Genomic DNA, 22107 nt, shown 5'->3' with positions numbered 1-22107 from the left:
CGCCAGCCTCCCTACCCCCGGAAGAAGACCACCCCGTGATCCTGCCGACCCCGGTCGAACTCGTCCCCGCCGCCGGACGGTTCACCCTGACCGAACGGACCACCGTGCGCGCCGACGGCGAAGCCGCCGCCGCCGCCGACCTGCTGCGCACCCTGCTGCGCCCCGCGACCGGCCTGCCGCTGGCCCCCGGGGCGGAAGGCACCGTCGCGCTCGTCCTCGCCCCCGACGACCGGGAGCTGGGGGAGGAGGGCTACCGGCTGACGGTGGACCCGTTCCAGGTGACGCTGCTCGCGGCCCGGCCCGCCGGCCTGCGGCACGCGGTGCAGACGCTGCGCCAACTGCTGCCGCCCGAGGCGCTCTCGGCGCAGCCGGTGGCCGGCGTCGAGTGGAGCCTGCCCGCCGTCCGGATCACCGACCGGCCCCGGCACGCCTGGCGGGGGTTCATGATCGACACCGCCCGGCACTTCCAGCCCCTCGACCGGCTGCTCACCGCCGTCGACCGGATCGCCCTGCACAAGCTCAACGTCCTGCACCTGCACCTGACCGACGACCAGGGCTGGCGGCTGCCCGTCGACGCCTACCCCCGGCTCACCGAGATCGGCGCCCGCCGCGAGCGCAGCATGGTCGGCCACGCCGGCTCCACCAGGTACGACGCGCTCCCGCACCAGGGCTCGTACACCAAGGCCGAACTGCGGCACCTGGTGGCGTACGCCGCCGAACGCGGCGTCACCGTCGTCCCCGAGATCGACATGCCCGGCCACACCCGGGCCGCCCTCGCCGCCTACCCGCACCTGGGCAACCACCCCGAGCGGCAGCTCGACGTGTGGACCGAGTGGGGCGTGTGCGAGACCGTGCTCGGCGTGCACGACGAGGCGCTCGCCTTCTGCCGCGCCGTATTGGACGAGGCCACGGAGCTGTTCCCCTCCCGCTACGTCCACCTCGGCGGGGACGAGTGCCCCACCGTCGAGTGGGAGACCAGCCCCGCCGCCCGCCGCCGGGCCGCCGAACTCGGCCTCGCCGCCCCCGCCCACCTGCGCGGCTGGTTCCTCGGCGAGGTCGGCCGGCACCTGCTGGCCGCCGGCCGCGTCCCGATCTGCTGGGCCGAGACGGACGGCGCCACCCTGCCGGTCGAGTTCACCGTGATGCCCTGGCGGGACGCCGAGCACGGCCGGGACGCCGCCCGCCGCGGCCACGACATCGTGATGGCCCCGCACCGCGCCACCTACCTCGACTACCCGCAGTCCGACCGCCCCGACGAACCGCTCGGCCAGGCCGAGTACGTCGTCGACCTGCCCACCGCGCACGCCCACCAGGCCGCCCCCGCGCACTGGGACGAGGCCGAACGGGCCCGGGTGCTCGGCACCCAGGCCCAGCTGTGGAGCGAGTTCGTCACCACCGCCGAGCACTTCGACTACCTCGCCTACCCCCGGCTGTGCGCCATCGCCGACCGGGCCTGGAACCCCGACAGCGACTACACCCGGGACTTCCTGCCCGCCCTCGCCGCGCACCGCCCCCGCCTGGCCGCCCTCGGCATCCACCACGCCGAACGCGAACTGCTCACCACCTGAGCGCGCCCAGGACGCGTGACCCGGGCGCGCGCCCCGCCGCGCGCGCCCCCCACAGACCCGGCCGCCGACCCACCGTCAGCAGCCGCCCGCAGCACGCGGACCACCTCCGCGGCCGCACCCCGCACGTGCACCGCCGGAACGTCCACCGCCCCGCCGCACCGCGGGGCACCCTCCCCCCACGGAAGGAACCACCGTGTCCGCACGTCCCCGCACGACCAGCCGGCGCGCCCGGCTCGCCACGGCCGCCGCGATCGCCGCGGCCGGCCTGGCCGCCACCGCGCTGACCGTCGCCCCGGCGTCCGCCGCCGACAAGTTCAGCGTGCAGTACCGCACCAGCGCCTCCGGCGCGACCGCCGACCAGACCGAGCCCTGGCTCCAGGTCACCAACACCGGCAGCAGCACCGTCGCGCTCAACCGGATCACCCTGCGCTACTACTTCAAGTCCGACGGCCCGTCGGTCAGCTACCGCTTCGCCTGCTCCTGGGCGGTCAAGGGCTGCGGCAACATCACCGGCACCTTCGGCACCCTGGCCAACCCCACCGCCACCGCCGACCGCTACCTGGAGATCGGCTTCACCGCCGGCGCCGGCTCGCTCGCCCCCGGCCAGTCCACCGGCGACATGCAGCTGCGCTTCTACCGCTCCGACTGGCAGACCCTCACCCAGTCCGACGACTACTCCTTCAGCGGCACCCAGACCAGCTACGTCGACTGGCAGAAGGTCACCCTCCAGGAGGACGGCGCGCTGATCTGGGGCACCGCCCCCGCGGGCAACAACCCCTCCCCGTCGCCGAGCTCCTCCCCCTCGCCGTCGCCGTCCGGCTCCACCTCCACCCCGCCGGTCGACCCGAACGCGCCCGTCCTGTTCGACGACTTCTCCTACAACACCAGCGCCGACGCGGCCGTCCAGCAGCACGGCTGGACCGTCAAGTCCGGCCAGGGCGGCCCCGGCGTCTCCGGCGCCACCTGGTCCCCGGCCGACGTCACCTTCCCCACCGTCGGCGGCAGCAAGGTGCTCAACCTGCGCCTGACCACCGACGGCACGGCCTCCGGCACCAAGGAGACCGAGATCCAGACCACCGCGCGCAAGTTCAAGAACGGCACCTACGCGGCCCGGGTCAAGTTCGCCGACGCCCCCAACAGCGGCCCCGACGGCGACCACATCAACCAGACCTTCTTCGCCTTCACCCCGCTCAACGCCCCGATGGACCCCAACTACAGCGAGCAGGACTTCGAGTACCTGCCCAACGGCGGCTGGGGCGAGCAGAGCAACATCATGTACGAGACCACCTGGGAGACCTACAACCCGGACCCGTGGAACGCCGTCAACACCCACGGCGAGCAGCGCCAGTCCTTCGACGGCTGGCACCTGCTGCAGTTCACCATCGACAACAGCAACGTCACCTACTACATCGACGGCCAGGTCGTCGCCACCCACGGCGAGCCCTACCTGCCCGAGACCCCGCAGTTCATCGACTTCAACCACTGGCTGATCGACCTCGCGGGCCAGTACTCCACCACCCCGCGCTCGTACGACCAGCAGGTCGACTACGTGTACTTCGTCAAGGACCAGGTGCTCAGCCCCGCCCAGGTCGCCACGAACGTCGCCGCGCTCCGCACGGCCGGCACCGCGTTCAAGGACACCGTCCCCGGCAGCTGACCCCGCCCGCACCAGGCGCCCCGCCCCCGCCACGCCGCTCGGCAGGGGGCGGGGCGCCCGCGCGCGCCGGAACGCCCGGGGCGGCCCGCCGCCGGGGCCGTCGCGGTCACGCCCGGGTGGTCAGCACCCCGGCGGCGCGCAGCCGGAGCTCCTCCAGCAGCTGGGCCTGCCGGTCGGCCCGCTCGGCGAGTTCGTCGAGCCGGGACCGGTCGACGCGGGAGTCGGCGCCGAACCGGTCGGCCAGCACGGCCCAGAGCTGGCGCTTGCCCAGGACGCCCAGCCGGAGGGCCTCCAGCTCGACCAGGTCGGTCAGCGGGGAGCGGCGCAGCACGGCGCCGTTCGGTTTGACCAGGCCCGCCAGTTCGCCGGCGCGTCCCAGCCAGGCGTACGGGCGGCGTTCGCGGACGCCGAGTTCCCGCATCACCCGGCGCAGCGACGCCGTGTCGCAGGCGATGTCCGCGGCCAACTGCCGCAGCGCCTCCCCCCGGTCCGGGCCGGGGTGGGCGTCGGCGATCCGGCGGGCCCGCCGGGTGCCGGCCTCGGCGCCGGCCAGGTGGTTGTTCAGGTAGATGGTGAGCATGCGGTGGCTGCTCGGTACCTCGGCCATGGGCGTTGTCCGTCTCTCGCGTCCTGTCGTGCCGAGCGGTTGCCCAGGGAGCCCGCGCGGAATCCTCCGGCCCGGACGGAAGGGACGGAAGGGAAGGAAGGGACGGGAGCAGCCGGGAGGGACGGGAGCAGTGGGGAGGGACGGGAGCGGGCGGGGCGCGCGGCCGGTTCTCGGCCGTCCTTCCCTCCCGTCCCCGCCGGGGCGCCGTCCGCGCGGACCGCTCTGCGAGGATGGGACGGTCGGTGACGGCGCGGACACGGTGAGGGGCGGCCCATGGCGCGGATCGTGGTGGTCGGGGGCGGGATCGCCGGAACGGCGGCCGCACTGGCCCTGCACAAGGCCGGTCACCAGCCGGTCGTCCACGAGGCGCACCCCGACAGCGACGGGGACATCGGCGCGTTCATGACCCTGGCCAGCAACGGCATGCGCGCCCTGGCCGGGTTCGACGCCGCCCGGGCGGTGGCCGGCACCGGGTTCGACGTCACCCGGATGAGCGTCCTGGACGCGACCGGAACGGAACTGGCGTCCGTACCGCTCGGCGAGCACGACCGGCCGCTCACCCGCTACCGCTGCCTGCGCCGGGCCGCACTCGCCGCCGTCCTGCGGGCCGAGGCCCGCCGGCGCGGGATCGTGCTGCGGCACGCCGCCCGGCTCACCGGCGTCACCGAGACCGACCGGGCCGTCACCGCCCGGTTCGCCGACGGCAGCACGGCCACCGGAGACCTGCTGGTCGGTGCCGACGGCCTGCACTCCACGGTGCGGGCCTGGCTCGACCCGGACGGCCCCGGCCCTGCGTACGCCGGACAGCGCGTCTTCTACGGCTACAGCGACACCGCGCCGCGCCCCGCCGCCGCACCCGGCCTGATCACCATGGTCCGCGGCAGCGCCGCCGCCTTCGGCTACCTCGTCCCGCCCGCCGGCCGCACCCACTGGTTCGCCCGCGTCCCCGGCCCGCCGCTCGGCCCGCAGGAGCGCGACCGCACCACGCCCGCCCAGTGGCGCGCCCGGCTGGAGGAGCTGCTGCGCCCCGACCGCACCCCCTGCGCGGACATCGTGGCGGCCACGGGCGACGACCTCATGGTCACCGACGCCCTCCACCTGCCGCCCGGAGGCCGCTGGCGCAGCCGCCGCGCGGTGCTGATCGGCGACGCCGCGCACGCCGCCTCCCCGGCCACCGGACAGGGCGCCTCGATGGCGCTGGAGGACGCCCTCGTCCTGGCCAAGGCACTCCGGGACACCCCCACCACCGAGGCCGCGCTCGCCCGCTACGAACACCACCGCCGCCCCCGCGCCGAACAGAACACGGCAGCCAGCGCCCGCCTGACCGCCGCCCGCCCCTCCGAGGACACCCGCCCGCCCGGCGACACCCGCCGCCCGACGGACAGCCGCCCCGACGAGGCGCTGCTGCGCCTGCTCGACTGGGACACCCCGCTGCGCTGAGGGCTCCGGACCCGGACGGTCCCGGACGGTCCCGGACGCCCCCGGCCGGCGGCGACGACCGGCCGCCTCACGCACGCGCCCGCCCTTCGAGCGCAGTTGCGACCCCCTTCACCCGATCGGACACGTCCCCCCGTACACGGACTGGTGGGGATGCCGCCGGGCGGGTGAAGACACCGCGGCCGACGATCTTGTTGTTGCTAGCGTCGGACGACGTGACCCACACCCCCTCTCTCGCCGATGCCCCGATCGACCGGCCCCGGCAGGCGGTTTCGCCTGCCGAATCGTTCCGTCCCGTCCTGCTCGACCCGGCCTCGGCCGACCACGCCGTCGAACTGAAGAAGCTGCTGGACTCGCCCGCACTGCGCGAGGTCCACGACCGCGTCGACGAGCAGCTGGTCGAGCTCGTGCGCTGTCTGAACCCCGGAGAACCGTTTCCTCCCGCAGCCCTGGAGCGCGCCGTCGACGAGGCCCGCGGCGGCCTCCTGCCGGACGAGTACGGGACCTGGGTCTGGTACCCGTGGTCGGGCCGCCTGGTCCGGGTCCTGCCCGAGGCCGAATTCCGGCTGGTGCGCACCGACCGCAACCGCGACAAGATCACCCGCGAGGAGCAGGGGCACCTGCTGGGCCGCCGCATCGGGGTCATCGGCCTGTCGGTGGGATCCAGCGCGGCACTGACCTGTGCGATGGAGGGCGTCGGGGGCTCGTTCCGGCTGGCCGACTTCGACCGGCTGAGCCTGTCGAACCTCAACCGGCTGCGCGCCGGCGTCCACGAGATCGGCCTGGAGAAGACCGTCGTCTGCGCGCGGCGCCTGTACGAGCTCGACCCCTACCTCGACGTCTCCGTCCACCGGCGCGGAGTGAGCGAGGAGAGCATCGAGGAGTTCTTCGCCCCGTGCCGGGGCGAGGGCCGAGGAGTGGACCTGCTCGTCGAGGAGTGCGACACCCCCTGGGTCAAGACGGCGGCCCGCGAGCACGCCCGGAAACGACGGGTGCCCGTCCTCATGGACGCCAACGACCGCGGCCTGCTGGACGTCGAGCGCTTCGACCTGGAACCGGAGCGCCCGCTCTTCCACGGCCGCGCAGGCGCCGTGACGGCCGACGACGTGCGCGCGATGGACCCGGGCGAGCAGATGCGCTTCCTGCTGCGGGTCGTCGACCGGGAGCAGCTGAGCCCGGCGATGACCGACGCACTGACCCGCATCGGCACCGACCTCTCCAGCTGGCCCCAGTTGGCCAGCGGCGTCATGCTCGGCGCCGCCCTCGTCACCGACACCGCCCGCCGCATCCTGCTCGGCCACCCCGTCCCCTCCGGCCGCTCCTACGTCGACCTCGAAGCCCTGATCCCCGCGGACCCGGCGGGCGCCCGGTGAACCGCGTACCCGACCTGCACGGCGAGCACCTGCGGCTGCGCGAACTCCGGGCGGGCGACCACCCGCGCTACGAGCGGATCATGACCAGCCGCGTGCTCACCCGCTACCTCGGCACCGACCGGATGGACGCCGCCCGGGCCCACGACGCCTTCGCCGCCGCCCTCGCCCAGCCCCTCGCCCGCCCCCGCCGCACGTACACCCTCGCCGTCTGCGCACCCGACGACGACACCATGCTCGGCACCGCCGGACTCCTGGTCGAGGACTACGGCAGCAACGCCATGCTGACCTCCGTCGTCCTGCTTCCCGGATCACCCGTCGTCGGCCACGCGCACGAGACCGGCCGGCTCCTCATGGCCTACGGCTTCGGCCCCCTGGGCCTGCACCGCATCTGGGCCGGACACCGCACCGACCACGACCACATGCCCCCCGTCATGCACGCCGCCGGACTGACCCGCGAAGCCACCCTGCGCCAACTCTTCCGCACCCGGGGCTGCTGGCACGACGTGACGACCTACGCCGCCCTCGCCCCCGACTGGAAACGCCAGGCCACCCCCGCCGAACTCGCCATCCTCGACATCCCCGCCCCCGCCGCCACGTGACGGACCGCGCCGCCGGACCCGCCCGGCCGCGCCGACCTCCGCCGGCCCCCTCACCCGTCGAGGTCTCCCGGCGGAGGACAGCGCGCCGCCGGTGCTGCCCGGCCGGATGGGGGCGCGCTCTTGTCCGGTCAGGATCACCGGTCGAACGGTCAAGACCGCCGGTCAGGGGAGATCCGCCCCCGGTTCCGACTCCGGGACGCCGAGGGCCCGCAGCAGGCGCTCCCGCTGGGCGGGGAAGGCCGGGTCCCGGCGGCGGTCCGGTCCGGCCGGGCCGGGCAGGGGCAGGTCGAGGCAGAAGCGGCCGTCGGCGAGGACCAGGACCCGGTCGGCGAGCAGCAGGGCCTCGTCCACGTCGTGGGTGACCAGCAGGACGGCCGGGCGGTGCCGGGCGCACAGGTCGCGCAGCAGGGCGTGCATCCGGATCCGGGTGAGGGCGTCCAGGGCGCCGAACGGCTCGTCCAGCAGCAGGAGTTCCGGTTCCCGCACCAGGGCCCGGGCGAGTGCCGCGCGCTGCGCCTCGCCGCCGGAGAGGGTGCCGGGCCAGGCCCGCTCCCGGCCGGCCAGGCCGACCTCGGCGAGTGCGGCCCGGCCGCGGGCGAGCGCGGCGGAGCGGGGCCCGGGCAGGCCGAGCACCACGTTCTCCAGCACCCGGCTCCAGGGCAGCAGCCGGGCGTCCTGGAAGACCACCGCGCTGGGCTCGGGCACCTCGACCAGGCCCTCGCCCCCGCCGTCGAGGCGGCCGGCGGCCCGCAGCAGGGTGGACTTGCCGGAGCCGGAGTGGCCCAGCAGGGCGGTGAACTCGCCCTTGGCGACGTCCAGGTCGACGCCGTCCAGGACGGTGCGGCCGTCGAAGGCGCGGCGCAGGCCGCGCAGCCGCACCCCGCCGCCGGCCGGAGCCGGGCCCGGGGGCGTAGCCGGAGCCGTGGCCGGGTCGGTCAGCCGAGTGTCGTGCGCCATCGCAGGGCTCGCCTCTCCAGGAGTCGTACCAGGGTGTCGGAGGCCAGGCCCAGCAGGCCGTAGACCACCAGGCCGACCACGATGACGTCGGTCTGGCCGAAGGTGCGGGCCTGTTCCATCAGGTAGCCGATGCCGCTGTCGGCGTTGATCTGCTCGCTGACCACCAGCACCAGCCAGGAGACGGTGACGGCCAGCCGCAGGCCGGTGAAGAAGCCGGGCGCGGCACCCGGCAGGGCGATCCGGCGCAGGAACTGGCGGCGGTTCAGGCCGACGGTGCGGGCGAGTTCGGCCCAGCGCAGGTCCAGGCCGGTGAGGGCGGCGTGGGTGTTGACGTAGATCGGGAAGAAGGTGCCGAGCGCCACCAGGATGACCTTCACCTCCTCGCCGATGCCGAACCACAGGATGGCCAGCGGGACGAGGGCGAGGATCGGCAGCGCCCGGAACAGCTGCGCCGTCCCGTCGATCAGCGCCTCGCCGAGCCGGGAGAGCCCGGCCAGCAGCGCCAGCAGCACGGCCGCGGCGCCGCCGAAGGCCAGCCCGAGGGCGGCGCGTTGGAGCGACACCCACAGGTGGTGGCCGAGCTGCCCGTCGCCGAGCAGCTCCCAGCCCTGCCGGGCGACCGCCCCGGGCGGGGCGAGGGTCTGCGGGTCCAGGACGCCGGTGGCGGAGCAGGTCTGCCAGAGGGCGAGCAGCAGCAGCGGGCCGAGCGCGCGGGAGAACGGGACCCGGCGGCGGCCGCCCGGGCCGGGCGGCCGGACGGAGCGGCGCCGGGCGGCGGGCGCCCCGGTGGTGGTGGTCGTCATCGCTCAGCCCTTGGCCGCGGCGGCCTGGACGGCGTCGAAGCGGCGGTCGAAGGCGGCGGAGACGTCGAGCGCCCCGATCGCGCCCGACTCCGCCAGCACGTCGGTGATCCGCTGCAGCCGGGCGGCGGCGGTGGTGTAGTCGGGGATGGTGGCCGTCCCGTTGTTGGCGACCACGGCCCGGCCGACCTCGGCGGGCAGCTTCTGGGAGTCCACGTAGTAGGACTGCACCCAGGCGTCCTTGTGGGCGGTGATCCACAGCTCGGCGCGGGTGAAGCGGGCCGCCAGGTCGGCCAGGGCGGCGCTGCGGGCGCCGTCCGCGACGACGGCGCCCGGGGCGATGAGCAGTTGCAGGCCGCTGGTGAGCGCCTTGTCGTCGGCCAGCTCGTGGGCGCCCTTGTCCTGGTAGCCGGTGCCGTACTTGCTGACCAGCGGCTCGGTCAGGGTGCCCGCGTCGACCTGCCCGGCGGCCAGCGCGGCGGGGATCTCCGGCGGGTTGAGCTTGACCAGGGTGACGTCGGAGGGCTTCAGCCCGGCGTTCTTCAACGCGGTCAGGACGGCGGGCTGGAAGGTGGTGCCCTCGGTGTAGGCGATCTTCTTCCCCTTCAGGTCGGCCACCGTCCGGGCCGCGCTGCCGGGCGAGGTCCACAGGTGGACGGCGTCCGGGCTGTTCTGCACCACGCCGACCACCCGGGCGTCCTGGCCGTGCGCCTGGGCGAAGACCACCGGCGCGTCGGAGACGAAGCCGACGTCGGCGGCCCCGGCCCGGAACGCCTCCAGCACCGCCGGGCCGCCCTGGAAGGAGGACCAACTGACCTGGTACGGCAGGTCCTTGTCCTGCCCGGCGGCGGCCAGCGTGGTCTTCAGCAGGTCGTTCTGGTCGGCGATCCGCAGCGTGACGCCGGCCGGTACGGCGGTGGGCAGCGGCGCGGTGACGGCCCCGGCCGGGGCGGCCTTCCCCGCGCTCGGGGCGCAGCCGCCGAGGGCGGCGGCGACCAGCAGGGCGGCGCCGAGGGCGAGGACGGACGAGGCGGACGGAGCGGACGAGGCGGAAGGTGCGGACGGAGCGGACGGGGCGAGGGCGGACGGGCGGCGGTGCGTGGGCATGGCGAAGCTCCCGAACGGGCGGTGTGAGCAGGGGGTGAGGTGGCCTCAGCCTGGCCGCGCCGCTCGGCCGGTGTCAACGAAATCCCGTAAATATCTTTCGATTTCACCGCTGGAATTGCGGAAATGTTTCACCGTGTTGCGCCACGCTACGTGATGAACTGCGAACCTTCGGATCGGCACGAAAGTTATTTACGACTTTCTCGGCAGCTGGCTAGAGTCGGTCGCCGTGCGCTCCTGCTACCTCCTCGACCCCGGCTCGCCGCGGCTGCCCCGTCTGCTCGACCGGGCCGCCGCGGCCGGACTGGACACCGTCGTCACCAAGCTCGAAGCGGTCACCCCCGACCTGGCCGACCTGGTCCGCCGCCGCGGCCTGCGCCTGCACGGCAGCTTCGCCTGCTTCCGTGGCCCCGACGGCCCGCCCGCCGTCGACCAGGACGGCGGCCCCTGGCAGCCGATGGAGTGGTACACCGGCGTACGCCCCAACGACCCCGACTGGAACGCCCGCCTGGCCGAACGGCTCACCACCGCCCTGCGCACCGCCCCCGTCGACGGCCTGCTGCTGGACTTCCTGCGCTGGCCGCTGCACTGGGAGCTCGAACTGCGCCCCGGCGCCCGGCCCCGCTCCGCCTCCTACGACCCCGACACACTGCGGCAGTTCACCGCGCGCACCGGCCTGCGCCCGCCAGGCCCCGGCGCCGCCGCGGCCCGCTGGATCGCCGCGCACCACGCCGACGCCTGGACGGAGTTCCGCACCGCCGCCGTCACCGGCGCCGCCCGCCTGCTCGCCGCCGCCGCCCGCACCGCCCGCCCCGGCCTGCCCGTCGGCGCCTTCCTGGTCCCCGCCGCCGACGAGACCGAACGCCGCGCCCTGGTCGGCCAGGACGCCCGCGAACTCGCCCGGGTGCTCGACCTGCTGCTCCCGATGGCCTACCACGCCATCCTGCATCGCGACCCGCGCTGGCCCGCCCGGCTGCTGCGCGGCCCGGCCCTCCCCGTCCCGCTGGTGCCCGTCGTGCAGACCACCGCTGACGCCGCCGCCGCCCTCGGCCGCCCCGCCGACTGGGGGCCGCCGATCGACACCGCCGACTTCACGGCCCTGCTCGACCACACCCTGGCCGCCGGATCGGGCAGCATCTGCCTGTTCCCCGGCGAGGGCCTCGGGCCCGACCGCTGGAACGTCCTCACCGACCGGCTGGCCCGCACCCGCCCGCCGCACCACCCCCAGGAAGGACCGACCCGTGCCCGATGACCTGCTCGCCCGGATCCGCCACCACCGCGACCTGCTCCCCAAGGCCGAACGGGGCATCGCCGACCTGGTCCTCGCCGACCCCGGCACCGCCGCCACCCGCACCATCACCGAACTCGCCCGCGCCGCCGGGACCTCCGAGACCACCGTGCACCGCTTCTGCCGCAGCCTCGACCTGCGCGGCTACGCCCAACTGCGGCTCGGCCTGGCCGCCGAGGCCGAACGGCTGCGCGCCGACACCCGCCCCGACCTCGGCCTCGGCACCGACCTCGGCCCCGACGACACCCCCGAGCAGCTGGTCCGCAAGGTCGGCTGGGCCAACGCCCGGGCCGCCGAGGAGACCGCCGCCGCCCTCGACCTGGCCGTCCTCGCCGCCCTCGGCGACCACGTCCGCGGCGCCCGCCGCATCCTGGTGGTCGGCGTCGGCTCCAGCGCACTGGCCGCCCTCGACGCCACCCAGAAACTCCAACGCCTCGGCTACGCCGCCGTGTTCGCCAGCGACGTGCACGCCGCACTGATGACCGCCGCCCTGCTGGAACCCGGCGACCTCGCCCTCGGCATCAGCCACTCCGGCCGGGCCCGCGAGGTGGTCGAGGTGCTGGAGGAGGCCCGCCTCGCCCGGGCCGCCACCGCCGCCGTCACCAGCAACCCGCGCTCGCCCGCCGCCCAGGCCGCCGACCTGGTGCTGCTCACCGCCGCCCGGGAGACCGCCTTCCGCAGCGGCGGCACCGCCTCCCGCACCGCCCAACTCACCGTCGTGGACGCCCTCTACGTCACCCTCGCCCAGCACGACCACGCCCGGATGCTGGACGGCCTGGAACGCGCCCACGACGCCGTCCGCCGCCACAGCCTGCGCCGCGCCCGCTGACCTCGCCCACCTTCCCCCGTACGTACGGAGACCGCCGATGACCAGCCCCCGCCCGACCGGAACCCCCCGCCCGGCCGCCGCGCCGCACCGCGTCCTGACTCTGCTGCTGGCCGTCGCCGCCGCCCTGCTGCCGCTCGCCCCGGACCCGGCGCACGCCGCCCCCGCCCCCGCCGCCTTCACGCTGTACGACGACACCGCCTACGCCGGCGTCGACATCGGCCACGGCGCCGTCCCCGCCAACCTGGTGCCCAACCGGGTCTGCACCCCGCTGGTGGCCGGCGGCGCGCTGCCCGCCGAGGCGACCTGGAAGTCCCTGGTCGCCCAGTACGACACCCACCCCGACGCGCCGCTGGTGCTCGACTGCGAGAGCCTCTACCTCACCGGGGACGCCGCGACCGCCGCCGACCACCTCAACCGGCTGGCCACCCTCCAGACCTGGGCCCGCCAGGTCGCGCCGACCCAACTCATCGGCTGGTACGGCCTGCTGGGCAACACCGCCACCGCCCACCAGGGCCTGTACCGGCAGCTGATCGCCCAGGACCGCAACACCGCCTTCTTCCCCTCCGCCTACACCTACGCCACCGGCTACGACAGCTGGCTGACCACCCTGAAGGGCAACCTGGCCGCCGCCGCGCAGATCGACCCGGCGGTCCCGGTGCTGCCCTACGTCTGGCCGCAGTACCACGACGGCACCGGCGCGCTCTCGCTCACCTGGGTGCCCGCCGCCCAGTTCGCCTTCCAGCTCGCCACCCTGCACGACCTCGGCCTGCCCGGCGCGGTGATCTGGGGCGGCTCCAACCCCGCCGTCTGCGACACCGCCTGCCAGAGCGGCGCCGGCAGCCAGGGCTGGCTGCCCGCCACCCGGGCGTTCCTCGACTGGTCCGCCGGGCCCGAGGGCACGGCCGCCGACCTCGCCCTCGGCCGCCCGGTCACCGTCTCCAGCAGCTACAGCTCCACCCTGACCGGCCCCAACGCGGTCGACGGCAGCCCGTACACCCGCTGGGCCAGCGCCTACGCCGACCCGCAGAGCCTCACCGTCGACCTCGGCGCCGTCCGCACCGTCGAGGGCGTCCGGCTGGTGTGGAACACCGGCTACGGCAGCGCCTACCGCGTCCAGCTCTCCACCGACGGCAGCGCCTGGACGACCGTGCGCACCGTGACCGGCGGCACCGGCGGCGTCGAGTACCTCACCGGCCTGCACGGCACCGGCCGCTACCTGCGGCTCGACCTCACCACCCGGGGCACCGCCTACGCCTACTCGCTGTGGAGCCTCGATGCCCACGCCGTCTGAGACCACGTCGTCCGAGCCCGCGCCGCCTGAGGCCACCCCGTCCGGCACCCGCTGTCCACGCCCCCCGACCGAGCACCGGCACCCGCTGAGCACCGGGCTCGACACCCTCGACACCCCCGCCCTGCTGGAACTGATCAACGACCAGGACGCCACCGTCGCCGCCGCCGTCCGCGCCGCCCTGCCCCGGCTCGCCGACCTGGTCGACGCCGCCGTCCGGGCCCTGGACCGCGGCGGGCGGGTGCACTACTACGGGGCGGGCGCCGGCGGCCGGATCGCCCTCGGCGACGCGCTGGAACTCGGCCCCACCTACGGGGTCGGCCCGGAGACCCTGGTCGCCCACCTGGCCGGCGGCCCGACCGCCGCCGGCCGGGCCGCCGAACCCGCCGAGGACACCGGCCCCGACGCGGCCGACCCCGACCGCCCCGGGGCCGACGACCTGGTCATCGGCGTCACCGCGAGCGGCCGCACCCCGTACGTCCTGCGCGCCCTCGCCGCCGCCCGCGCCACCGGGGCCGCCACCGCGCTGCTCACCGCCGACCCCGACGCGCCGGGCGCCGCCCACGCCGACCTGCTCGTCGTGCTGGCCACCGGCCCCGAGGTGGTCACCGGCTCCACCCGGATGAAAGCGGGCACCGCCCAGAAACTCGCCCTCAACGCCTTCTCCACCGCGCTGATGGTCCGCACCGGACGGACCTGGTCGAACCTGATGGTGGCCGCCTCCGCCCGCAACGGGAAGCTCCGCGAACGGGCCGTCCGCACCCTGACCACCTCCTGCCGGGTCACCGCCGAGGAGGCCGCCGCCTGCCTCGACACCTGCGCGGGGGAGACCGCCACCGCCCTGGTCGCGCTCACCACCGGCGCCACCCCCGCCCGGGCCCGCGCCGCCCTCGCCGCCCACCGGGGCCGCCCCTTCGCCGCCGTCCGCGCCCTCACCACCGGCGCCCTGATCGAGGGCGACCCCGCTGCCGTGGCCGCCCGGGCCGGGGCCGGCGGATGACGCTCCGCCTCGGGATCGACGCGGGCGGCAGCCACACCCGCGCCGTCCTCACCGACCGGACCGGCACCGTCCTCGGCCGCGGCACCGCACCCGGCGCCAACGCCGCCGGCACCGACCCCGCCACCGTCACCGCCCGGCTGGCCGCCGCCACCGCCGCCGCCCTCGGCGACCGGGCACCCGGCCGGATCACCGACTGCACGATCGGACTGGCCGGCTACCGGGCGCTGCCCGACCCCGCGGCCCTCGCCGCCCGCTGCCGTGCGGCCCTCCGCCTGGACGTGCCCGTCCGGCTGGTGCCCGACACCGTGCCCGCGCTGGCCTCCGGCGGCGTCACCGACGGCACCGGCACCGTCCTGATCGCCGGCACCGGCGCGATCTGCGTCCGGCTCGACGCCGGACGCACCGTCGAACAGCACGGCGGACTCGGCTGGCTGCTCGGCGACGAGGGCGGCGGCTTCTGGCTCGGCCGCCAGGCCCTCCGGCACGCCCACGCGCACCCCCGCAGCGCCCTGGGCGCCCTGGTCCGCGCGCACTGCGCCGACGACCCGCTCCGCTGGGCCTACGACGGACCGCCCCGCCGTCTCGCCGAACTCGCCGCCCCCGTCTGCCGGCTGGCCGCCACCGGCGACCCCGACGCCCGCGCCCTCACCGACACGGCCGCGGACCACCTCGCCGCCCTGGCCCGCGCCACCGCCCGCCCCGGCGAGCCCCTGGTGCTCACCGGCTCGGTCGCCACCTCCCCGGGCCCCGTCCGCACCCGGCTGCGCCACCTGCTCGCCGACCTCGCCCCCCGCCTCCCCACCACCGACGCGGCCACCGCGGCGGCCGCCCTCCGCCCGCCGGGCACGCCACGGCGCCCCGGGCACGGAGAGCGGTGACCCCCGGCCCCGCCGCTCCCGCCACCGGTCCGGAGCCAGGGGCGGCTGACGTCGATGGCGACCTCGTGGGTGGCGGCCACGCTGCTGCCCCGGTCGCCGAGGACGTCCTTCGTCCCGCCCCGGCCGTGCGGTTCGGCGGCGGTCCGCGGAGGGGCGGCCGTCGCGGGGCGGGAGGCGTCAGTCGACCGCGCCGTTGACGGTCGCCTTCGCGATCGCGATGTCCGGGACGTGGTACGCCTGGAGGATCTTCTGGTAGGAGCCGTCGTCCATCAGGGACTGCAGCGCGCCCTGGATCGCCTCCTTCAGGCCGGGCACGGACTTCGCCACGCCGATGCCGATCGGCGAGGCGCTGACCGGGCCGACGGCCGCGGTGCCGGCCACGGTGTCGAAGACGGCGCCGCCGTCCGCGGTGTCGGCCACGTACGCGGCGGTCACCTCGTCCAGGAAGTCGGCGCTCACCTTCCCCGAGCGCAGGGCGAGCTGGGCCTCGGAGTCCTTCCCGAAGGCCAGCACGGTGATGGCGGGCAGGCCCTGCTGTCGGCACAGCTCCTGGCGCTGCTCCAGGAGCTTCTGGTGGTTGGTGCCGGACTGGACGGAGACGCTCTTGCCGCAGACGTCGGTGACGGCCGCGATGTGCTCGGGGTTGCCCTTCCTCACCAGCCAGCCGGGCCCGGCGTTGACGTAGTCGACGAAGTCGACGGCCTGCTGGCGCTCCTTCTTGTCGGTCATCGCCGACATCACCGCGTCGAACTTGCCGGCCTGGACCGCCGGCAGCAGGCCGTCGAACTTCTGCGCGGTGAACTCGAAGCGGACGCCGAGCTTGGCGCCGACGGCCTGCCCGAGGTCGTAGTCGATGCCGGTCATCTCCTGGCTGCCCTCGGAGACGTACATCTCGAACGGCGGGTAGGGGACGTCGGTGGCGACCCGGACCTTGCCGGACTTCCTGACCGCGTCGGGCAGAGCCCCGGCCAGCTTCGCGTCGGCGCTGATCGTGACGCCCTTGACCGTGACGGCGGCCGTCGTCGTGGGGGCCGGTGCCGGAGCGGAGCTCGAACAGGCGGTCAGCGCCAGCGCGCAGACGGTCGCCGCGGCGGCGGCCGGGAGCACCCGGCGGGTCGGGGAGAGGGGCATGGCGGACGTTCCTCCGGGATCGGGCGGCGGGAAGACGGACGGGCGGGCGGGCGGCGCCTGGGTGCGCCGCCCGCCCGGTGCGGTGGGGGTCAGTAGTGGGGGTCAGTAGACGTACAGGTGGGTGGTCAGGTTGACGAAGGAGATCGCGCTGCCGCTCTTCCACGCCTTGTAGCCGGTGCCCTTGGTGAGGTCGGCCTCGAAGGTCGGGCCGCTCTCGTAACTGATGCCGTACTGGGTGGTGCTGCGGCCGGCGCCGACCAGTTCCTTGGCCATCTTGACCATCTGGTAGGCGTGGTCGGTGGGGGAGTCGGGCGAGGAGAAGACGTCGCTCCAGCGGCTGCCGACCGTCCCGCTGGTGGGGGCGTAGGCGGGCTTGGCGGAGGTGGCGGTCCAGGTGGCGGGGTTGTAGGTGTCGCCGCTGGTCAGGTAGCTCCACTTGACGCCGTCGACCGACCAGTAGCCGCTGTGGGTGCCGACGGTGTCGCCGCGCAGGTCGAGGACCGAGACGCCGTTGGTGCCGACCACGGCGTCGGACTCGTTCGCGGTACCGGGGTTGGTGACGACCAGGGCGGTGTCCTCGTCGATGCCGAAGGCGCGGGTGTGGCCGGTGGCGGCGGCGAGGCGGACGATGCGGCCCTCGCGGCCGCGGGCGGCGAAGTGGGTGTCGATCAGGCCGGAGGTGAAGAGGTTGAAGCCGCCCTCGGGCCGGTAGGTGAGGTCGTCGGGGTGACTGTCGCTGATCGTGGTGTACGGGCCGTAGCGCAGGGCGTCCCAGCTCTCGCCGCCGGTGACCATGTCGCGGCCGTTGGCGATGGCGGTGCCGGCGCTGGTGCCCATGATCGCCGCGCCGGCGGCGAACTTGGCGCGGATCGCGGCCAGCGCGGGGGAGTCGCTGTTGTCGCTCTTCATCAGGGTGGTGACCAGGCGGCTCTGGTCGCCGCCGCCGAAGAAGAAGCCGGTCATCGAGTTGATCTGGTTGATGACGCTCTGGCTGGCGTTGTTGGAGATGTGGTCCAGGTCGATCGGGATCCACTGGGCGTCGGCCGCACCGTAGCTGTTCTTCAGCAGGCCGGTGTAGTAGGCGCCGTTGCAGACGGAGTTGGAGCAGGTGGCCGGGTCGTCGGCGTCCGGGTCGTCGGCGGGGACGACGGAGGCGGCGGTGATCACGCCGATCCGCGCCGCGGAGCCGCCGGACTTGGCGACGAAGGTGCCGTAGACGGCGCTGTTGGTGTCGGCGATGGCGCCGCCGCCCAGGATCAGGGCGCCGGGGCCGGTGGCGGCGTGCGCCGCGCCGACCGGCGCGAGGGCGCCGAGCGCCGCGGTGAGGGCGGCGGCGACGGCGAGGGCGGAGGTGCGGCGAGCGGTGGAGGGCACTGGCTGCTCCGTGGGGGAGGGCCCGGGCGCGGTGGGGCTCCGGGCGGAGGGGCCCGGGCGTCGGATGCGCACGGGCAGGTGCTCGGACGACGGGGGGTGGGGGCCCGGCGAGCGATGAAACGGAACATACAGAAGCTCGACGGAGACGGATAGATGTAATGACCGGTTCGCCGGAGGTTTTACACGGACGTGCCATTGTGGTCTGGTTCACCGCCCACAAGGTCGCCGTTACCCATTCGTATCCGCCATTACATCTAGCGCCACAACTGGCTGATCTGTAACGTCTGCGGGGCCTGCTTCGGCACCCCTGAAAGGTCCCCCATGCCTCGCTCCGCCCTGCGCAGAACCGCCCTGCCCGCCGTCCTGCTCGCCGCGGCCCTCGCCGCCACCGCGTGCGGCTCCACCGCCCCGGCCGCCGTCGGCGCCTCCGCCACGGCCCCCGTGACCGTCGCGGGCGTCAGCATCACCCCGGACCGGGCCCTGCACGACGCGCTGCCCGACGCGGTCAGGAAGTCCGGCAAGGTCCGGGTCGCCACCGACGTCCCCTACCCGCCGTTCGAGATGTACGTCTCCGAGGGCAGCCAGGAGATGACCGGACTCGACTACGACCTCGGGCAGGCCGTCGGCGCCAAGCTCGGCGTCCGCTTCGAGTTCACCGCGCAGAAGTTCGACGGCATCGTCCCCGCTCTCCAGGCCGGCAAGTACGACGCCGCGATCAGCGCCATCACCGACAACAAGGAGCGCGAGCAGGTCGTCGACTTCGTCGACTACTCGGTCTCCGGCAGCGGCATCCTGGTCGCCAAGGGCAACCCGCAGAAGATCGCCACCCTCGACGACCTGTGCGGCCACCCCGTCGCCGTGCAGACCGCCACCAACCAGCAGAAGCTGCTGGAGAAGCACCAGGACAGGTGCCGCGAGCTGGGCAAGGGCGCCGTCGACGTGCAGACCTTCCCCAAGGACTCCGACGCCCAACTCGCGCTGCGCTCCGGCAAGGTGGTCGCCGACGTGCTCACCAAGCCCGCCGCCGGCTGGACCGCCAAGACCGCCGACGGCGGCGCCGCCTTCGAGCTCGCCGACGACCCGGCCGCGCTCGGCGGCTACAACGCCTCCCCGAACGGCATCGCCGTCGCCAAGAACCTGCCGCAGCTGACCGACGCCGTGCAGAAGGCACTCCAGTCCCTGATCGACGACGGCTCGCTCGCCAGGATCTACGACAAGTACGGCGTCGCCTCGATCGCCGTGCAGCAGGCCACCAAGAACAGCGCGGTGGACTGACATGCCCGTCACCGCACGCCCCGCCGAGGCGGCCCCCGCCCGGCCGGACGACCTGGTGGCCGTCCCGGTCCGGCACTGGGGGCGGTGGATCGCCGCCGCCGCGGCCCTGGTCGCGCTGGTCGGCCTGGTCGGCTCGCTCGCCAAGAATCCCAACCTGCACTGGGACGTCGTCGGCCACTACCTCTTCGCCGGCCTGATCTTCGACGGCCTGGCCACCACCCTGTGGCTGACCGCCGCCGCGATGGCGGTCGGCCTCGGCCTGGGCACCCTGGTCGCCGTCCTGCGGCTGTCCGACAACCCCGTCCTGTACGGCCTGTCCACCGGCTTCGTCTGGCTGTTCCGCGGCACCCCGCTGCTGGTCCAGATCCTCTTCTGGGGCTACGCGGCCGCGCTCTACAAGCACCTGATGATCGGCATCCCGTTCACCACCGTCACCTTCGTGGAGTTCGACACCAACGACCTGCTCCCGGCGTCCGTCGCCGCGCTGCTGGCGCTGGGCCTGAACGAGGCCGCCTACGCCTCCGAGATCATCCGGGCCGGCATCCAGTCCGTCGACCCCGGCCAGACCGAGGCCGCCCACTCGCTGGGCATGAAGCCCGTCCTGACGATGCGCCGGATCGTGCTGCCGCAGGCCATGCGGGTCATCATCCCGCCGATGGGCAACGAGACCATCAACATGCTCAAGACCACCGCGTACGTCTCGGTGATCGCCGCGCACGACCTGATGTCCAACATCCAGGACGTCTACGCCCAGAACTACCAGGTCATCCCGATGCTGGTGGTCGCCGCCCTGTGGTACCTGGCGCTGGTCACCGTGCTCTCCGTGCCGCAGTCCTGGCTGGAGCGCCGCTACGGCCGCGGCACCGCCCGCGCCGGGCACGTCTCCCCGATGCGGCGGATGCTCACCGGCCTCCCCGGCCTGCTCCCCACCACCCGCGAACGGAAGGGCTGAACCGATGGCCCGGCCCATGGTGCACGCCGAGGGCGTGCGCAAGCACTTCGGCAGGCTGGAAGTCCTCAAGGGCGTCGACCTGACCGTGGAGCGCGGACAGGTCTGCTGCCTGCTCGGCCCGTCCGGCTCCGGCAAGTCCACCTTCCTGCGCTGCATCAACCACCTGGAGAAGGTCGACGGCGGACGCCTGACCGTCGACGGCGACCTGGTCGGCTACCGGCAGTCCGGCACCCGGCTGCACGAACTGCGCGAGGCCGAGGTCGCCGAGCGCCGCCGCGAGATCGGCATGGTCTTCCAGCGCTTCAACCTCTTCCCGCACCTGACCGCGCTGGAGAACGTCACCGAGGCACCGGTCCGGGTCGCCGGCGTCAACCGCGCCGCCGCCCGCGCCGAGGCGCTGCGGCTGCTGGACCGGGTCGGCCTCGCCGACCGCGCCGACCACTACCCCGCCCAGCTCTCCGGCGGCCAGCAGCAGCGGGTCGCGATCGCCCGCGCGCTGGCCATGGAGCCCAAACTGATGCTCTTCGACGAGCCGACCTCCGCCCTCGACCCTGAACTCGTCGGCGACGTCCTGGACGTGATGCGCGACCTGGCCGCCGACGGCATGACGATGGTCGTGGTCACCCACGAGATCGGCTTCGCCCGCGAGGTCGGCGACACCGCCGTCTTCATGGACGAGGGCGTGGTCGTCGAGGCCGGACACCCCCGCACCGTGCTGGTCGAACCGGAGCAGGAGCGCACCCGCGCCTTCCTGTCCAAGGTCCTGTGAGCGCCGCCCCCACCCGGGCCGTCCCCGACCCGCGCGCCGCGGTGCTGCTGGACGCCGCCCGGGCCGCCCTGCCCCGCTACCTCGCCGACCTGGCCGACCTGGTCGCCGTCGACTCCGGCAGCCACCACCGGGACGGGGTCAACCGGGTCGCCGACCGGCTCCGGCACCGCCTGCACGGCATCGGGTTCAGCACCGAGCGCCTCGCCGTCGACCCCGTCGGGGGCCGCACCTTCGGCGACGTCCTGGTGGCCCGGCTGCCCGGCACCCTGCGGCCCGAGGAAGGCGGGGCCCGGATCGTCCTGATCGGCCACATGGACACCGTCTTCGAGGACGGCACCGCCGCCGCCCGACCGTTCCGCGCCGTCGGAACCCGGGCGTACGGGCCGGGAGTCAGCGACGACAAGGGCGGCCTGCTGGCCGGCGTCACCGCCGCCGAACTGCTGGTCCGCCACCGGCGGACCGCCTTCGCCGAACTCGTCCTGATCGCCACCCCCGACGAGGAGGTCGGCTCGCCCGCCAGCCGCCCGGTGACCGAACTGCTCTGCCGCGGCGCGGACTTCGCGCTCGGCCTGGAGTGCGCCCGGGAGAACGGCGACCTGGTCGTCCAGCGCAAGGGCGTCGCCGACCTGCTCGTCACCGTCACCGGACGGGCCGCGCACGCCGGCATCGAACCCGAACGCGGCGCCAACGCCGCCCTCGCCGCCGCCCACCTGGTGGTCGCCCTCCAGGCCCTCAACGACACCTGGCCGGGCGTCACCCTGAACGTCGGCGTCGTCCGGGCCGGCACCCGGCCGAACATCGTCTGCCCCGAGGCCGAACTCCAGGTCGAGGTCAGGGCCGCCACCAGCGCCGCCCTGCGCACCGCCCTCGACGCGATCCGGGCCACCGCGAGCCGCACCGCCGTCCCGGGCACCACCGCCCGGGTCGACCAGCTCGACCTGTGCCCGCCGATGGAGTTCGGCCCCGCGACCCGCGCCGTCCTCGCCCTGGCCCGGAGCGCCGCCGCCGACCTCGGCCTCACCGTGGGCGGCGCCGCCACCGGCGGCGTCGGCGACGCCAACCTCACCTCCGGCCTCGGCGTCCCCACCCTCGACGGACTCGGCCCCGTCGGCGGAGCCGACCACACCCCCGAGGAGTGGCTCGACACCGCCAGCGTGCCGACCCGGATCGCCCTGCTGGCCACCCTGGTCGAACGCCTCCGGCGGGCCTGAGCCCGCACCC

General features: G+C 75.0%; 20 protein-coding genes. 14 read left to right on the top strand and 6 right to left on the bottom strand.

All coding sequences use genetic code 11. The features are described from left to right. Window positions 1-35: 35 nt before the first annotated feature. Complete coding sequence (locus ACIQVD_RS18590; RefSeq protein ID WP_400681271.1) at window positions 36-1568, top strand: beta-N-acetylhexosaminidase; 1533 nt, start codon at window positions 36-38, stop codon at window positions 1566-1568. Between the two features lie 193 nt (window positions 1569-1761). Continuing rightward, the gene (locus tag ACIQVD_RS18585; RefSeq protein WP_400681274.1) at window positions 1762-3225 is read left to right on the top strand and encodes a cellulose binding domain-containing protein; all 1464 of its coding nucleotides are present in this window, start codon (window positions 1762-1764) and stop codon (window positions 3223-3225) included. Between the two features lie 106 nt (window positions 3226-3331). Here the strand turns inward: ACIQVD_RS18585 and ACIQVD_RS18580 are convergent, their stop codons facing one another. Further along, the gene (locus ACIQVD_RS18580) at window positions 3332-3832 is read right to left on the bottom strand and encodes a hypothetical protein (protein ID WP_400681275.1); all 501 of its coding nucleotides are present in this window, start codon (window positions 3830-3832) and stop codon (window positions 3332-3334) included. Between the two features lie 273 nt (window positions 3833-4105). Here ACIQVD_RS18580 and ACIQVD_RS18575 point away from each other — a divergent pair, with 273 nt between their 5' ends. From ACIQVD_RS18575 to ACIQVD_RS18565, 3 genes are all read left to right on the top strand, one after another. Next, window positions 4106-5272 (top strand): FAD-dependent monooxygenase, encoded by a 1167-nt coding sequence (locus ACIQVD_RS18575; RefSeq protein WP_402290349.1) that lies wholly within the window; start codon window positions 4106-4108, stop codon window positions 5270-5272. 212 nt (window positions 5273-5484) lie between these two features. Then, window positions 5485-6642 (top strand): ThiF family adenylyltransferase, encoded by a 1158-nt coding sequence (locus tag ACIQVD_RS18570; protein WP_402290346.1) that lies wholly within the window; start codon window positions 5485-5487, stop codon window positions 6640-6642. Beyond that, window positions 6639-7241, top strand: a complete 603-nt coding sequence (locus tag ACIQVD_RS18565; RefSeq protein ID WP_402290343.1) for a GNAT family N-acetyltransferase — start codon at window positions 6639-6641, stop codon at window positions 7239-7241. Before ACIQVD_RS18570 ends, ACIQVD_RS18565 begins: the two co-directional genes overlap by 4 nt. Window positions 7242-7403: 162 nt before the next feature. Here ACIQVD_RS18565 and ACIQVD_RS18560 read toward each other — a convergent pair whose 3' ends face one another. From ACIQVD_RS18560 to ACIQVD_RS18550, 3 genes are read right to left on the bottom strand one after another with little or no spacing between them, the layout of a single operon-like run. Beyond that, on the bottom strand, window positions 7404-8198 hold the full coding sequence (locus ACIQVD_RS18560; RefSeq protein ID WP_402290341.1) for an ABC transporter ATP-binding protein: 795 nt from the start codon (window positions 8196-8198) through the stop codon (window positions 7404-7406). After that, window positions 8177-9001, bottom strand: a complete 825-nt coding sequence (locus ACIQVD_RS18555; protein ID WP_402290338.1) for an ABC transporter permease — start codon at window positions 8999-9001, stop codon at window positions 8177-8179. Before ACIQVD_RS18555 ends, ACIQVD_RS18560 begins: the two co-directional genes overlap by 22 nt. A 3-nt stretch (window positions 9002-9004) precedes the next feature. After that, window positions 9005-10105 carry an ABC transporter substrate-binding protein gene (locus ACIQVD_RS18550; protein ID WP_402290335.1) on the bottom strand — a complete coding sequence of 367 codons (1101 nt, stop codon included), beginning with the start codon at window positions 10103-10105 and terminating at the stop codon, window positions 9005-9007. A 226-nt stretch (window positions 10106-10331) separates the two neighbouring features. Between ACIQVD_RS18550 and ACIQVD_RS18545 the strand changes: the two genes are divergently transcribed. The 5 genes from ACIQVD_RS18545 to ACIQVD_RS18525 are packed head-to-tail and all read left to right on the top strand — an operon-like array spanning window position 10332 to window position 15385. Beyond that, complete coding sequence (locus tag ACIQVD_RS18545; RefSeq protein ID WP_402290333.1) at window positions 10332-11354, top strand: hypothetical protein; 1023 nt, start codon at window positions 10332-10334, stop codon at window positions 11352-11354. Further along, window positions 11344-12219, top strand: a complete 876-nt coding sequence (locus tag ACIQVD_RS18540; protein WP_400681295.1) for a MurR/RpiR family transcriptional regulator — start codon at window positions 11344-11346, stop codon at window positions 12217-12219. Before ACIQVD_RS18545 ends, ACIQVD_RS18540 begins: the two co-directional genes overlap by 11 nt. A 37-nt stretch (window positions 12220-12256) precedes the next feature. Continuing rightward, on the top strand, window positions 12257-13510 hold the full coding sequence (locus ACIQVD_RS18535) for a discoidin domain-containing protein (RefSeq protein ID WP_402290330.1): 1254 nt from the start codon (window positions 12257-12259) through the stop codon (window positions 13508-13510). Next, window positions 13494-14507 carry an N-acetylmuramic acid 6-phosphate etherase gene (locus ACIQVD_RS18530; RefSeq protein WP_402290324.1) on the top strand — a complete coding sequence of 338 codons (1014 nt, stop codon included), beginning with the start codon at window positions 13494-13496 and terminating at the stop codon, window positions 14505-14507. The genes ACIQVD_RS18535 and ACIQVD_RS18530 overlap by 17 nt, the downstream gene beginning before the upstream one ends. Further along, window positions 14504-15385: an N-acetylglucosamine kinase gene (locus tag ACIQVD_RS18525; protein WP_400681303.1), complete on the top strand. Its 882-nt coding sequence runs from the start codon at window positions 14504-14506 to the stop codon at window positions 15383-15385. The genes ACIQVD_RS18530 and ACIQVD_RS18525 overlap by 4 nt, the downstream gene beginning before the upstream one ends. A gap of 177 nt (window positions 15386-15562) precedes the next feature. On the opposite strand, the gene ACIQVD_RS18520 is transcribed toward ACIQVD_RS18525, so the two are convergent. Both ACIQVD_RS18520 and ACIQVD_RS18515 read right to left on the bottom strand, forming a co-directional pair. Then, window positions 15563-16516 carry an ABC transporter substrate-binding protein gene (locus ACIQVD_RS18520; RefSeq protein ID WP_402290321.1) on the bottom strand — a complete coding sequence of 318 codons (954 nt, stop codon included), beginning with the start codon at window positions 16514-16516 and terminating at the stop codon, window positions 15563-15565. 102 nt (window positions 16517-16618) lie between these two features. Next, window positions 16619-17890: a cyanophycinase gene (locus ACIQVD_RS18515; protein WP_400681308.1), complete on the bottom strand. Its 1272-nt coding sequence runs from the start codon at window positions 17888-17890 to the stop codon at window positions 16619-16621. 321 nt (window positions 17891-18211) lie between these two features. Here ACIQVD_RS18515 and ACIQVD_RS18510 point away from each other — a divergent pair, with 321 nt between their 5' ends. Genes ACIQVD_RS18510 through ACIQVD_RS18495 form a run of 4 tightly spaced genes read left to right on the top strand, consistent with a single transcriptional unit; the run spans window position 18212 to window position 22097 of the window. Then, window positions 18212-19165, top strand: a complete 954-nt coding sequence (locus ACIQVD_RS18510) for an ABC transporter substrate-binding protein (protein WP_400681310.1) — start codon at window positions 18212-18214, stop codon at window positions 19163-19165. A 1-nt stretch (window position 19166) separates the two neighbouring features. Then, window positions 19167-20117 (top strand): amino acid ABC transporter permease, encoded by a 951-nt coding sequence (locus tag ACIQVD_RS18505; RefSeq protein WP_402290317.1) that lies wholly within the window; start codon window positions 19167-19169, stop codon window positions 20115-20117. Between the two features lie 16 nt (window positions 20118-20133). Beyond that, on the top strand, window positions 20134-20886 hold the full coding sequence (locus tag ACIQVD_RS18500; protein WP_400681586.1) for an amino acid ABC transporter ATP-binding protein: 753 nt from the start codon (window positions 20134-20136) through the stop codon (window positions 20884-20886). Continuing rightward, complete coding sequence (locus ACIQVD_RS18495) at window positions 20883-22097, top strand: M20/M25/M40 family metallo-hydrolase (RefSeq protein ID WP_402290314.1); 1215 nt, start codon at window positions 20883-20885, stop codon at window positions 22095-22097. Before ACIQVD_RS18500 ends, ACIQVD_RS18495 begins: the two co-directional genes overlap by 4 nt. The last annotated feature ends 10 nt before the right edge of the window (window positions 22098-22107 follow it).

It is taken from the genome of Kitasatospora sp. NPDC090308 (genome assembly GCF_044769485.1).
GTDB classification, from domain to species: Bacteria; Actinomycetota; Actinomycetes; order Streptomycetales; family Streptomycetaceae; genus Kitasatospora; species Kitasatospora fiedleri.
This window is presented reverse-complemented; position numbering and strand designations above follow the sequence as displayed.